9 protein-coding genes are annotated in these 15177 nt (G+C 33.2%); 2 read left to right on the top strand and 7 right to left on the bottom strand.

The window, feature by feature from the left end; genetic code table 11:
• Positions 1 to 2 precede the first annotated feature (2 nt).
• Positions 3 to 2024, bottom strand: coding sequence for a glycine--tRNA ligase subunit beta (gene glyS, locus SUDEN_RS05210; RefSeq protein WP_011372621.1), 2022 nt, complete (start codon positions 2022 to 2024; stop codon positions 3 to 5).
• A 168-nt stretch (positions 2025 to 2192) separates the two neighbouring features.
• Between glyS and SUDEN_RS05205 the strand changes: the two genes are divergently transcribed.
• Positions 2193 to 2579, top strand: coding sequence for a class II SORL domain-containing protein (locus SUDEN_RS05205; RefSeq protein ID WP_011372620.1), 387 nt, complete (start codon positions 2193 to 2195; stop codon positions 2577 to 2579).
• A gap of 50 nt (positions 2580 to 2629) precedes the next feature.
• On the opposite strand, the gene SUDEN_RS05200 is transcribed toward SUDEN_RS05205, so the two are convergent.
• On the bottom strand, positions 2630 to 4792 hold the full coding sequence (locus tag SUDEN_RS05200) for a methyl-accepting chemotaxis protein (protein WP_011372619.1): 2163 nt from the start codon (positions 4790 to 4792) through the stop codon (positions 2630 to 2632).
• Positions 4793 to 5363: 571 nt separating this feature from the next.
• On the opposite strand from SUDEN_RS05200, the gene SUDEN_RS11470 reads away from it, so the two are divergent.
• Complete coding sequence (locus SUDEN_RS11470; RefSeq protein WP_011372618.1) at positions 5364 to 7322, top strand: methyl-accepting chemotaxis protein; 1959 nt, start codon at positions 5364 to 5366, stop codon at positions 7320 to 7322.
• A gap of 27 nt (positions 7323 to 7349) precedes the next feature.
• On the opposite strand, the gene SUDEN_RS05185 is transcribed toward SUDEN_RS11470, so the two are convergent.
• Genes SUDEN_RS05185 through SUDEN_RS05165 form a run of 5 tightly spaced genes read right to left on the bottom strand, consistent with a single transcriptional unit; the run spans position 7350 to position 15160 of the window.
• The gene (locus tag SUDEN_RS05185; protein WP_011372617.1) at positions 7350 to 8612 is read right to left on the bottom strand and encodes a response regulator transcription factor; all 1263 of its coding nucleotides are present in this window, start codon (positions 8610 to 8612) and stop codon (positions 7350 to 7352) included.
• A 13-nt stretch (positions 8613 to 8625) separates the two neighbouring features.
• Entirely contained in the window at positions 8626 to 10089 is a 1464-nt protein-coding gene (locus tag SUDEN_RS11060; RefSeq protein ID WP_011372616.1) for a hybrid sensor histidine kinase/response regulator, read from the bottom strand.
• A 3-nt stretch (positions 10090 to 10092) separates the two neighbouring features.
• Positions 10093 to 11277: a sensor histidine kinase gene (locus tag SUDEN_RS05175; RefSeq protein ID WP_011372615.1), complete on the bottom strand. Its 1185-nt coding sequence runs from the start codon at positions 11275 to 11277 to the stop codon at positions 10093 to 10095.
• Between the two features lie 13 nt (positions 11278 to 11290).
• Complete coding sequence (locus SUDEN_RS05170; RefSeq protein WP_011372614.1) at positions 11291 to 12985, bottom strand: EAL domain-containing response regulator; 1695 nt, start codon at positions 12983 to 12985, stop codon at positions 11291 to 11293.
• 12 nt (positions 12986 to 12997) lie between these two features.
• Positions 12998 to 15160 carry a methyl-accepting chemotaxis protein gene (locus SUDEN_RS05165; protein ID WP_011372613.1) on the bottom strand — a complete coding sequence of 721 codons (2163 nt, stop codon included), beginning with the start codon at positions 15158 to 15160 and terminating at the stop codon, positions 12998 to 13000.
• Positions 15161 to 15177: the final 17 nt, after the last annotated feature.

The raw sequence follows: 15177 nt of genomic DNA, 5'->3' as shown, positions 1-15177 counted from the left end.
AGTTACAGAGCTATCTCTTTTATATCTGCAATTTTTAATATGCTCTTGTAGATAGAAGCAATTAGAGCTTTTCTATTCTCTCTTATTGACTCATCTTCTGCATTTACCATAACATCATTAAAGAAACTATCTAGCTCTCTCTTTAGGCTAAATAAAGCGTCAAGTTCCTCTTCATAAGAGTTGTATGAGATAGCACAAACTTCGTTATATCTCTTAAAGAGAGCATCTTCTGCGCTATTTTCAAAAAGCTTCTCATTTATAGCTTTGATGTTTGACATGTCAATATCTTTTGTAATATTTGCAACTCTTTTAAATGTTGAGAAATATTCACTAAACCCTTGGCTATTTACCATACTCTCTAATGCAGATATTTTTTTAGAGATTCTAAGAAGTTCTCTCTCTCCTGAGATTAAAACCGCTTCAACGATAGATGGATTTACTTTGAAGTACTGTCTAACTCTCTCTAGGAAAAATGCTTCAAGTTTTGAGATGTCAAATGAGTCATAGTTTTTGCTAAGAAGTGTAAGTGTTTTAACTATATCAAACTCTAAATCATGCTCTTTTGTAACTCTTATAAGCCCATTTACAGCGCGGCGCAGAGCAAATGGGTCACGTGAGCCTGTTGGTATCTGGTTTATACTAAATAGCCCTAAAAGTGTATCTAGTTTTAAGCTCATGGCAACTATTGCGCTCATCTTATTTGATGGAAGTGCGCTATCCTCACCATCTGGAAGATACTGCTCTCTTATGGCAGTTGCTACATTTTGGCTCTCTCCAAGCAAAGAGGCATAGTATGAGCCCATCAAACCTTGAAGCTCTGTAAACTCATAAACCATCTCACTCATAAGGTCAGCTTTTGCAAGAGTTATAGAGCGATCAAGCTCTTCAAGAGTTACATGTAGTGGTTTATATATATCAAAAAGAGCATGTGCAATTTTTCTCTCACGCTCTATCTTATCTGCAACGCTTCCAAGCCCTTTCATAAATACAACTTTTTCAAGCCCAGCCGTGCTGAGCCCTTTTTTTAAGTCATTGTTATAAAAGAAGAGAGCATCTGAGAGACGAGGACGTAAAACTCTCTCATTTCCCTCTATCACTTTTGAAAAATCATTAGTAAATGCATTTGATACCACAACAAATCTATTTATCAGTTTGCCATCTTTAAATACTGGAAAATACCTCTGATGCTCTTTCATTGATGTAATGATAACTTCAGGAGGAAGCTTTAAAAACTCTTCATCAAAAGAGCCTAAGATTGCAGTAGGGTTTTCTGTAATGGCTACAACTTCATCAAGCAACTCTTTATCTATCTCTATTTTAACGCCATTTTCTTTTTCAATTGAAGCAAAATCTTCAACTATTTTCTTCTCTCTTTGTGTTGCAAAAAGTGTTACACCGCCATCTTCTAAAACTTCAAAATACTCTTTTGCACCATTTATCTCAATAGCTTCAAAATTGCTGATACGATGAACAAAAGTCTTCTTTGCTGATTTTACTCCAAAGATTTCCATATCTACAAGCTCATCTGCGAGTTGTACATTTACCCAGCGAATCGGTCTGATAAAGCTCTCTTGCAAGCTTCCCCATCTCATAGATTTTCCAAACTCTAAAGAGTCTATCCACTCTTTAATTATGGTTGGAAGCAAATGAGAGGACTCTTTTGCCATCAATGCTCTTTTGTAGTAGATAACCTCTTTGTTGTCTTTAATAGTTGTAGTTATCTCATCTATGCCAACACCGCACTTTTTTGCAAATCCAAGTGCTGCTGGAGTTGCTACTCCATCTTTATAAGCCACACTAAGAGGCGCTCCAAAAAACTCCTCTACGCTCTCATCTTGCATACTTTTAAACTCTCTATGCCAAAGTACGAGTCGTCTTGGTGTGTAGTAAAACTCAAAATTTCCCAAAAGAGAGTGTTTCTCTAAAATATCAGCATATTTTTTTTCAATATTTTTTAGTTCTCTTAAGAGTGGAACCGCTGGTAACTCTTCTACGCCTATCTCAATTAGTAAAGTTTTTAACATTTTTAGCTCTTTTATTTAATTACATTTGGGTGCGATTTTATCAATATTTTGCTTTAAGAGCGATTATTGAATAGTTTTAAGATATTTTAATTAATATGAAAGATTTTGTTTGTTGTAACTTACTTAGAGCTACAATTGCGCCGTAATTTAAAATTAAAGGAATTTAATATGCCAACAATAAATCGTTATGTAGATATAGACACAGTTGAGAGAGAAAGCAAGAAAGATTATATAGATCGTCACTCACCATTTATCCACTGTGATAACAGTGCTAAAGAGGGTGAAATGTTTAGCGTAACTATTAAGATGGGAAATGAGTACTCTCACCCAGATGATTATGATCACTTTATCGCAAATATGGCGCTTTATAATGGTGAGACTCTTTTAGCACGTGCTGACTTTACTCCTGGAACACTAGGAAATATCAAAGCTCACGCAACTGTTACTTTTAACATAATTCCAACTGGAAACAAGTTGAAATTGGTAGCTCACGCATACTGTACAAAACATGGTATTTGGGAATCAACTCCCGTTGTAGTAGAAATTACAAAGTAGTACTATAAAGCCCATAAAAAATGGGCTTTTATAAAGAGAAATCTCTCTTTTTATTTTATCTCTTCTGCCATATCATCAAGTACCCCAAATAGCTCTTTTGAAGATTTTTCTGCTTCAACAAATGATGAGATAATCTTTGAAGCATTTTTAAGAACTCCATCTTGTATATAATCAGGAACAGATCTTACTCTATCATGCACAACTTTATGAATCGGGTCAACCTTAGGATATGAAGAGGTATTTGCAAAAGCCTCTTTTCCAGCAGCAAGGTACCATTTTCCAAAACGACAATTCATGTGATCTGAGAACTTGAAGTTATGGTCATCTTTAAATACCGCACCATATCCGCTTAATTTAAATGCTATATGGTCAAGCTTAGCAAGAGTAATAAAGAGCTCATTTGATATTTTCTTATTTGCAAGTTGAATATCTTTTGCGCCATCAACTAAATCATGAAGACTACCATTAAAGTGATCAAGCTTCTCTAAAGATGTAGAAACTTCGACACTCATCTGCTCTGAGAACTCTTGCATTGAAGAGCTGTTTTGTTTTAAGAGGTTTATGTTTAACTCTACTTCATTTGTAGCTCTTTGTGTTCTCTCAGCTAGTTTGCGCACTTCATCTGCAACAACTGCAAACCCTCTTCCATGTTCACCTGCACGAGCTGCTTCTATTGCTGCATTTAGTGCTAGTAGATTTGTTTGATCACTTATATCTTTAATGAGTGCTATTACATTTGATATCTCAATAACGCTACTGTTTAACTGATCTGCATTCTCTTTTGAAGAGTTCATCTTTTGAGATATATTGCTCAATGAGTGAACCATCTCATCTGTTGAGTTTTTAACCTCTTCTACAATAATTTCGGTACGTGCATTTTTATCATTTATCTCTACTAATGCATTCATATTGTTAGAGAGCCCCTCTTGAACACTTCCTACACCTGAAACTGCTCCTTCATTTAGAAGTTCAGTTAATGCAAGTGTTAAATTATTTGCTTCTAAACGCTTTTCACTCTCAGCAGAGTGTTCTTGTGTTTTTTGCAGACTAATTTTTGCTTCTTCAATTGCTGTATTTGCTACACACGCCAGATGATTTGCCGATTGCTGAATAAAGCCTATCTCATCAGCCGCACAACTTGTAATTTTTTTTGAAAAATCTTTTGAAGAGACTATCTCATCTATCTCTTGCTTAAAGCGCTCAATTCTAGAAGTTAATCCATTTGAGATAATAAAGCTAAATCCAGCAACAAAAGCAAGAATTACAAAACTTAGGACAATACCAATAATCATGCTTCGTAATGCATTATCTTGTAATTCAGAGATGCTATTTTTTAGATGCAAAGAGATTTCATCTTCAACTTTTTTAAGAAGATTTATCTTTAAAGTTATAGTCGCAAACCAATATGTAGCATCTATGCCAAAACCGCCATTAGGATTAGAGAGCGCAATTTTGCGCATTCTGTCAACTTCTTTTACTTCAGGAGCGCCCATAGTTTGATTATAAAATCCAATAAGTTCTTCTGGAGCTAAAAAAAGAAACTTATTCATAAAAATATCTTGCGCATTTAAGAGTCCTATTAACTTCTCATAAAAGCCCTCTGCAAAATTGTCTCTTGAAAAAGTTGATGATAAAACAGCTCTCTCAAGCCCTGCTCTCTCTTTTGAAGCTAAAAAGTTAACAAATGCGTTTGTTAGATTATTCATCTGAGCATTTGAACTCATTTTTGCTATCTCCTCTATTGAAGAGATGAAATCATTGTTTACATTTGTATAGTAAGTAACAGGAACACCAACCGCTACACCCAAAGAAGACACACCATCTCTTATCTCTTTGAGTTTTGAGAGATTAGCAACTGCTTTTTCCATTTTGCTTTGCAATGAAGCTGCATAATCAATTTTATTCATAGATGAGTAAAATTTGCTAAGTTCTTCATGCGTTGCATCGGTGTCTTTTCGAATATCTTGGAGTTCTGAAGAAAACTTCTCCCCTTTTGAACCTATAAATCCAGCAGAAGCACCACGCTCTTTTTGAAGATTATGAACAAGAGAACTGCTCTTTTGACTAAAAGCAACCATCTCTTCTATCTGTTTTAGTAGCTTTACCTCATTGTAGTTTTTGTAGCCATCAATCCCTAAAAAAACTAATATTACGGTAATTGGTACAATTAACATTAAAACCATTTTTAACTTAATTGAGATATTATTAAACACTGTTACTCCTTGAATTTGTTGAGTCGTTTATTCTAACATATTTCTTTTATTTATACTCCCTTTACTAAATATTTTTATAAAAAAAACTTATTTAAGAGTAAATTGTCTCCAAAAAGTATTTTATTAAACTATTTTTTATTCTTTATTTAATCTAATTTTACACAAATAATTAAAATGTGATAAAAAAAATTATATTTAGCGACACAATGGCGACACTTGCACGATATAATTCTCGTGTAAATTAATTATTAGCTGTACTACTATTTCTAGCTTTAATTATCATTTATAAAATCAATAGAGAGATTTAAGGTATTTTAAATGGTATATAAAACAAAGAAATATGGTCAGCTTATAAATGATAGAAATTATTATAAATATTTAATTTCACTCATTATAATTACTAATTACATGCTAAAACTAATAAAAAACATTAAAAACAACCCTCTTCAAAAAACTTTAAAAAACTTAGCAAAATGTATCCTCTTTTCTTCCAATTCCATATAAATTTCTTCCATTTTTTTTCTTCAAGCACAAACAGACACATTTTATTTTAAATAAGGAGTAAAGAAATATGCAAAAATTAAGCATAAAATTAAGATTTATTATTTTAATCTCAATTCCAATAGTAGCGGTCTTGGCTCTCGCAGTAGGCAGAATCTTTTATGATATAAGCATAAAACAAAACCTTGAGGTGACAAAAGAGCGTATTATAGAAGCAGAGTCTCTAAGTAGAGCAGTTCACTATCTGCAAATAGAAAGAGGAGTGAGTGCAGGATTTTTAGCGAGTAAAGGGCAAAATGGCTCTAGCATCTTACAAAGTAGCCGCCAAAATAGTGATGAAGCATTAAATAACATAAGAGTTACTTATGAAAAAACCAAAAGCGATATCTCCATGTTGAACAACTTGAATGAGCTCAAACAAAAAAGAGATGCCATAGACTCTTTGAGCATAAGTGGTTTGGATGTTGGAGCATACTATACACAAATAGTTGCCGCTTTAATTGACACAGTTACAATTATTCCCTCTCTTATAGATGATAAAGATAATAGAAATACAATTCAAACATATACCCATCTAGTCTTTACCAAAGAGTCATTAGGACAAATTAGAGCACTCTTAAATAGAGTTTTTTCTACAAATAAGATGGAGATAAAAGAGTTTTCTATGCTAATTGGCAGAGAACTTATTTTAAAGGGAAATAAGAAAAAATTTGAGGCTCTTGCCTCAAAAGAGTTAAGAGACTCTTATGAGCGTATCTTTAGAGGAGAAGTTGTTAAAAAAACATTTGACATTATAGAAGAAGCAAAGAAGAGAGGTATTGAGGGGGATTTTGGCATAGATTCAAATATGTGGTTCTCTACAGTAACTTCAACAATAGAGCTTCTTAGAGAAGTAGAAATTGAGATCTATAAGAGTGTATATACATCCATAAACAAGAAGATAGAAGACGCATCCAATAATATTATAATACTTTTAGCGGGATTGGTGATTTGTACTATTTTATTTATCTTTTTTATTTTACATCTCATAAAGATATCTATAGTAAAACCTATAGATATCTTTAAAAATACTCTCTTGGGCATAGGAGACAGTCGAGATTTAACTATAAAAATGGATGAAAACTCTCCTCAAGAACTCTCTGAGATGGCATCAAGTTTTAACACTCTCATAAAAACTATTAGAGAACTTATAGAGACCTCTAAATTGTCATCAAGTGAAAATGCTTCCATATCACATGAGCTCTCAACTACATCACTAAGAGTAGGCACAAACGTAGAAAAAAGTGTTGCAGTGATAAATGAGGCAGAAAAAAAAGCAACCCATATTAAAGATGAGATAACGGCAGCAACTAAGGACGCCATTAAAAGTAAAGAGGAGATACTAAAAGCAAATGAAACTCTTGCAAAAGCAAGGGATGAGATAGTCTCTCTTGCAAATAAAGTTCAATCCTCGGCAGAGGTTGAAGTTGAATTATCACATAGAATGCAGACACTCTCTCATGAAGCAAATGAAGTAAAGAGCATACTTGACATCATAAGCGATATAGCTGATCAGACAAATCTTCTTGCCCTTAATGCTGCTATTGAAGCTGCTCGTGCAGGTGAGCATGGACGTGGATTTGCGGTTGTAGCAGATGAAGTACGCAAACTAGCAGAGAGAACGCAAAAAAGCCTTAGTGAGATAAACGCAACGATAAACATAATCGTGCATGGAATCATAGAGGTAAGCACTCAGATGGACTCTAACTCTAAAGAGATACAAGAGTTGGCAAGTAGCGCCTCAAATGTGGAAGAGATGATAAACAACAGTGTCTCTATAGTAAAAGGCGCTGTAACTGCCACTGATAAAACTGTAAATGACTTTGAAAAAACTAAAATAGATGTTGATTCTATAGTCTCTCAAGTGAGCGACATAAACGACATGTCATCTCAAAACGCAAGAAATGTAGAAGAGATTGCCGCAGCTGCTGAACATCTAAATGTTATGACTGATGAGCTACATGTTAAACTTGAGATGTTTAAAACGTAGAGCACTAACCATATAATATCTCTGATATTATATGGTTGAGAGTGTATATAACATCCCCTCTGTATTCTCTAAAATATCACCTATACTTTGAGTGTTTTTAATGTTCTCTTTTATAAAACTTAATTCAAGTGGCAATCCACTTCCAAAAGCGTAATTGTACTTTTTTCCAAAATCACTTAACCTTTTATCTATAGCGCTATTGTCAAGATTTTTCTCCACTAAAAAAATATATCTGTTTGTCTCAAAAAGATATATTGACAACTCTTTACTTTGAACTTCAGCAGAAAACTCTTTTTTAAGACTCTTTGCAAGAGAGTTAAAGATAGAGTGCATTTTAGCACCACCATATTTATCTATAAATCCTTTAGTATTTTTTAAGCCAACACAAAAAATCTCATAATTCTCTTTTGTAGATTTTTTAGGCTCTAAGAGTGCTTGAGAGAATGACTCTCTTTTTGGAAAGTAGTCCACCTGTTCACTAAATCTGTTTATCTCTTCATTTAGAGCATTAAGATTTACAAAACTTAGAAGACAACCTTTAGCATTTTGAAATTTCGTAACACTTATACTATATTTTTTGACAATTTTTTTATTTACATCCATTACTAGGTATGTCTTGTCATCGGAGTTACTTATCTCTTGTACTAGTTCACTATTGCTCATTGAAACGTACTTTTTATTTTCAAAAAGGTACCCCAATCTAAATCTGCTAAAATCACCTGCATCTATCTCTGTAAAAAATTGTTTCTTAAAACTGCTATTTGCATAAACAATCTCACCTTCATCAAAATATGCCAGTGGAAATATGATGCCATTTAAAAGCTCTTTTTGTAGATTTTGTTGAGCTTTTATCCTACTTTCTAAAACTGTTTCTCTCTTTTCTCTATATATACTTATGGCAATTTTTGAGATATTTGATAAAAAACTACCCATATCTATGGGTTTTGTTATAAATTTATCAACACCAATATCTATTAGTTTGACAAGATACTCTGCATCATTATGTGCAGAGGTTACTAAAATATTTTGCTCACTGTTTATAAGTTTTATTCTCTTACACATCTCAATACCATCCATAACAGGCATAGAGATATCTGTTATTACTATGTCTTGTCTATTTTTAGTATAGCTTTGAACTCCAGAGAGTCCATTTTTTTCAACTTCCACATTATTAAAAATTTTTCTAAGGAGTTTTTCTAGCTGAGCTGATATACTTATATCATCCTCTACATAAAGCACTGAAATATCTCTACAGATTGCACGAAGCTTTTTTACTTGTTCCTTATCCATTTTCTTATCCTTTTTAGCTCTTATATGGAAGCTTGATTGTAAATATGGCTCCATTGTCTATATTTGAAACACTAAGCTCTCCATCTAGATTCTCTTCAACTATTGTTTTTGTCATATATAGCCCAAGCCCCGTTCCGTTTTTTTCATTTTTTGTTGAAAAGTAGGGAGTAAATATCTTTGGTAACACATCATCGTCTATACCACCTCCATTATCTGAAATTGAAATAGTTATAAAATCACTATCTTTAGCACAGATAATTTTAATTTTTGGCTCTTCTATATTGTTTTGAATTAAAGCATCTTTAGAATTTATTATTATATTTATGATTGCTTGTACTAACTCATCTTTAAAAGTATCAAACTCTATGGAAGCACATTTTTCATCTACATCATATTTTATTTTTGTATCTCTAGCATCTTCTCTAAGAACTAGAAGTGCTTCTTTTATTATATTTTGCATAACGATACTCTCCTTTGTTTTACTCTCTTGAAGAAAGTTTTTAAAAACATCTATGGTGCTTGAGAGATGTTTTACATGTGAGTCTATAATTTTTAAATTCTCCTCTAAAACATTTATATCAAGCTCATCCATCAACATATCAAACTGTAAATTGTTTGCAATCATACCTATTGAAGTTATGGGCTGCCTCCACTGATGAGCTATCATAGCTATCATCTCTCCTAAGGCTGCATGTTTTGATTTTGCTTGAAGTTCTGCGGAGGTTCTCTTTAGCTCTGTTGTATCAAGGCTTGTTGCGCTATAACCAATTAATTTATTTCTAAAGTACATAGGGGAGATAATCATATTTACACTATACAAAGAGCCATCTTTTTTTCTATTTGTAATCTCTCCTTGCCACTGCTTATATGAGCTTAGATTTTTCCACATCTCTTTATATGTTGATTCAGATGTCTCTTTGCTTTTTAAAATAGCATGTGTATTTCCTAAGAGCTCCTCTTTTGAGTATCCGCTTATACGCTCAAAAGGTTTAGAGACATATCTAATGATGCCATTTTTATCACTCTCTGAGTAGATTATGTCATTATCTATCATTGCTTTCTTGGTTGCTAACTCTCTCTTTATAAAGAGTGCATCTATGGTATCATCTATGCTATCAAGAAGCTTATGCTTGTCTATGGGTTTAGATAAAAATGCGCCTATTGAGAACTCAAGCATCTTTTCTCGCTCCATGTACTCATCATATCCAGTTGTTACTATGATAGGAACACTGCATCCGCCCTCCCTAATCTGCTTTATCATCTGCTTGCCATCTAGTATTGGCATAATTAAGTCAGTTACAACTATGTCTATTTCGGCATTATGCTCTCTAAGAAGTCTAAGACCCTCTTGCCCATCATGTGCTATATATATTTTATTGAAATAATCACGAATAGAGTAGGCAGTCATTTTAGATAAAAACTTGCTATCTTCAACATACAATATTGTAATAGATTTTAGTCTCTCATAATCTCTCAAAATTCAACTCCGCACTTTTATTTCATCTTTAATGGGCATAGAGATACTAAATACTGCTCCCCCATTTTCATTTCTTACAGAAATATCAGCTGCTAGATGTCTTTGTAGTATGATTCTTGACATATATAGCCCAAGCCCTGTGCCATTTTTCTCCTTTTTTGTTGAGAAATATGGTTGAAATATCTTTGTCATAATATCTTTATCTATTCCACCTGCATTATCTTTTAACTCTATAATTAGATTTTCGTCTCTTAAAAAACACTCTAAAATTATCTTTTTATCTCTTATATCTTGCGATTCAAATGCATCTTTTGCGTTATACATAAGATTTAAAAGCACTTGAGTCAACTCATTTTTATATGTATTTATCACTAAATTACTACATGTATTTATTACTTCTATCTCAATAGAGTTTTGCTCTAACTGTTTTTTTGTCAAAGAGATACTCTTTTGTAAAATATCTTCTATCAAGACCTTCTCTTTTTCTTTGCTCTCTTTGAAAAAACCTCTAAAATCATCTATGGTGCTTGAGAGATATTTTATTTGCTTATTTATATCCTCTAACTCATTTTTAAAAATCTCTTTATCTAGTTCATTCTCTTCGCTAATAATTATGTTAAAGAGCATATTATTTGAAATCATACCTATTGAAGTTAGTGGCTGTCTCCACTGATGAGCAATCATCTCTAACATCTCACCCATAATCGCACTCTTTGACTGCAAGAGAAGCATCTCTTCATGTTCTCTTATCTTTTTTACAGATTCAAAGACTCTCTCTTCAAGTTTTTCATTTAGCTCTTCTAGCTCTTTTACACCCTCACAAGCGCTTAGAGCAAAGTTGATTTTTCTCTTAAACTTACATAACAAATTATATATATTTTCTATATCAATATCTTTCATATAGAGAAGTTTCAAATACCCCTTCTTAAGCGATAAAATTATTAAAAAATAGTCTTGAGTATCTTTTAAAATACACTCACCCCTTGAAACATCATACGCAAGCTCCTCATCTTGTCCAAAAGAGACCATGGGTATATCTACACTCTCATCTTCATAGTAACCACAATAGAGAGCTTTTGTTTCTCTATAAAAAGTTATAACAACTTCACTCATCATGCTCTCTATTTCAAAAGAGTTACCTATAGAACTCAAGCACTCGTATGAAATCTCTAAATAGCTACTATTCATCTACTTTCCATTGCTAAATTATCTCACTTGGATAGCCTAAGTAGTACCCTTGCATAGCATCTATACCAAGCTCAAAGAGAGCATCATAAAGCTCTTTTGAACTTACATGTTCTGCTACTACTTCAACTCCTAACTTATGCGCAAATGTAATTATTGTCTCTACAAATATATGCATATCAGAGTTGTTTAGCATCTCTTTTATCAAAGAAGCATCAATCTTTATAAAATCTGGTTTTAGTAAAAATATATGAGCAAAGTTAGAGTAACCGCTTCCAAAATCATCTATTGCTATTTGTACACCAAACTCTTTAAATCGTGCAATAAAACCTTGAACAATAGCGATATTATCTAGCTGGTCACTCTCAACAATCTCAAATACAAGTCTATCTCCAAGAGCATTTTTAACTATACTATCCTCTAATTTTTGAAGCAGTTGTTTATTTTTCATATCTGCATACGAGAAGTTTATAGAAAAAACTACATCTTTATCTGCTAACATCTTATCTATTGCTTTGAATATTACCATTTGAGAGATTTCATTATAGTAGCTATGATTTTTTGCTATCTCTAAAAATAGCGCAGGAGAGAGCAGTTCACCACCCTCAAGCGAATTTCTTATGCGCATAAGAACTTCATATTTAAACTTCTTATCTTTCATAACAATAGGCTGATAGACAGGAATAATTAAATCTTTTTCAATTGAGTTTTTTAAAAGCTCTTTTACCTCTATGATATTTTTAACACTATCTCTATCATCAGGAACATCTCTATGAAGAGCATAACGCAAACCATATCTTTTAGCATGTATCAATGAACGGTGAAGATTCTCAAGCAGATGATGCTCACTATTCGCAATTCCCATAGTTACACCAACAGAGATATTATCTACTCCAATTAACGTGTATCTCCTCTTATCTAGTGTACGAGATATCTGTATTGCCTCCTCTTTTATCTCCTCACAGCTACTTGGAGCTTCATCTCTAAGGAGTATAAATTCATCATTTGAGAGTCTAAAGAGCCCATAACCATGCTCTTTCGCCTCCTCTCTTAAGAGCTCTGCAATTTGAAAAAGAAGATGATTTCCATGAGCATAAGAGTAGTAATCATTTATGAGTTTAAAATCATTTATATTTATAAGAATAGCCCACTTCATCACATCATTGTTAATAATTTTTAGAAGATATTTTTGGTTATACAAAGAGGTTAGTGAATCTCTGTTCTCAAGTTCCTCTTGAGATGAGGCTGTATTTTGCAAAATATCTTTTTCAATCTGTTCATAGTGATACTTCATCATCTTGTTTGCATATATATTTTTTACAACAGAGTGGAGTTTTTCAAGCATTATTGGCATATCGATAGGCTTTAGCAAAAAGCCAGATACTCCGATGTTTAAGAGTTTTAAAACTTCATCTGATTCTTTATGGGCAGATATTAGAACTATGTATTGATCCTTATTTATCTCTACTAGTTTTTTACAAAGTTCAACCCCATCCATATTTGGCATCTTCAGATCTGTAATAATCAAATCATAGTGCTTCTCTTTATGCATCCTTAGTGCATCTACGCCATCTATAGCAACGTCCACACTGTCAAAAAGATTAAGAAGGGTCTTTCTTACCTGTTTGCGGATACTCTCTTCATCTTCTACATACAAAACTGTTATAGAGCTTCCAAAAAGACGTATCTGTTTGATTAGATTTAGATCCATTTTAACTCCTTTTTATTTTATCTCATGCGCCATTGTATTTAATATTTTGAACAAATCTTTTGAAGCATTCTCTGCTTCGCTAAATGCTAAAATAATTTTTGTAGAGTTCTTAACTGCCCCATCTTCTATATACGCAGGAACTGATCTTACTCTATCGTGCACAACTTTATGAATTGGGTCTATTTTAGCATAAGATGTGGTTTTTCCAAATATCTCTTTAGCATCACCGATATACCACTTTCCAAAACGGCATGCTGTATGCTCTGAGAACTTAAAGTTACGGTCATCTTTAAAGACTGCATCATACCCTGTAAACTTAAAGACTATATGATCTAGTTTTGCTAGATTTATAAACATCGCATTTGAGACCTCTTTGTTGCTATGCTGAATCTGTTGTGCACTTGTAACTAATGAGTTCAAACTGCTCATAAAAAGCTCTAGAACCTCTACTGATGTAGAAACTTCTACATTCATCTGCTCTGAGAACTCCTGCATTGAAGAGCTGTTTTGTTTTAAGAGGTTTATGTTTAACTCTACTTCATTTGTAGCTCTTTGTGTTCTCTCAGCTAGTTTGCGCACTTCATCTGCAACAACTGCAAACCCTCTTCCATGTTCACCTGCACGAGCTGCTTCTATTGCTGCATTTAGTGCTAGTAGATTTGTTTGATCACTTATATCTTTAATGAGTGCTATTACATTTGATATCTCAATAACGCTACTGTTTAACTGATCTGCATTCTCTTTTGAAGAGTTCATCTTTTGAGATATATTGCTCAATGAGCTACTCATTTTATGTGTTGACTCTTGAACATTTGCAACAACTTCTTCTGTTTGTGCGTTCTTTTTGTTTATCTGATTCAACGCTTCCATAGTTTCTAATATGCCAGACTGAACCTCTGAGGCACCATCTATTGCACCTCTGTTTAAAAGCTCTGTAAGCCCTAATGTTAGTCTGTTGGCTTCTAGTTGTTTCTCATTTTCCATATAGTGTTTTTGCGAATCCTCAAGAGAGAGTTTTGCTTCTTGCATAGATTGATTTACAACATCTGCTAGGTGATTTACCGACTCTTGTATAAAGCTTATCTCATCGTTTCCATTTTGTGTAAGATGTTTTGAGAAATCTTTTGTAGTTATAATCTCATCAATCTCATCTTTAAAACGCTTGATTCTGCTTACTAGATTATTTGAAACATAGAAACTAAACCCAACTATGAAAAGAACTATCAAACTATTTACAAGTAAAGATAGCATCAAATAATTTGAAGCACTTCTCTTTAATGCAACCACATTTGACTCAAGTTGCGCAGAGAACTTGTCTTCAACACTCTTTAGAAGATTTATCTTTGAAGTTATTGTTTTAAACCAGTAAGTAGCATCTATGTCAAATCCGCCATTAGGCTTTGAGAGTGCAACTTTTCGCATCTTCTCTACCTCTTGAATCTCTGTTGCACTCATTGTTTGAGTATAAAACTCAATCATATCTTGAGGTGCAGAAAATAGAAATTTATTCATGTAGGTATTTTGCTCACTAAGAAGTGTTATAAACTTCTCATAAAAGCCATCTGCAAAATTGTCTCTTGAAAAAGTTGATGATAAAACAGCTCTCTCAAGCCCTGCTCTCTCTTTTGAAGCTAAAAAATTTACAAATGAACTTATCATATTATTCATCTGTGCATTATGTGATATTTTTGCAATCTCTTCTATTGAGGAGATGAAGCTGTTGTTTACTTTTGTATAGTATGCAACAGGAATTCCAACGACAACGCCAAGAGAAGAGACACTCTCTCTTATGCTCTGAAGCTCTAAAAGACTTTGCATAGCCTTTGACATTTTATCTTGCAGTGCAGAGGAGTGAGTCTCTTTATTCATAGATGAGTAAAACTTTTTTAACTCATCATATTTTTCATCTGTATCTCTGCGGATAGAGTTAAGTTCTGATGAAAATACCTCACCTTTTGAGCTGATAAACCCAGCAGAAGCACCACGCTCTTTTTGAAGATTATGAACAAGAGAACTGCTCTTTTGAGTAAAAGAGACCATCTCTTGGATTTGAGATAAAATAGCCACTTCATTGTAACTTCTATAACTATCCATACCCAATGATATGAGTATAACAAAAACTGGGATGATGACAATAAGTGCCATTTTCAACTTGATGGAGATGCTGCTTAACATAAAGACCCTTTTATTAA

It is taken from the genome of Sulfurimonas denitrificans DSM 1251, from assembly GCF_000012965.1.
Taxonomy (GTDB): domain Bacteria; phylum Campylobacterota; class Campylobacteria; order Campylobacterales; family Sulfurimonadaceae; genus Sulfurimonas; species Sulfurimonas denitrificans.
This window is presented reverse-complemented; position numbering and strand designations above follow the sequence as displayed.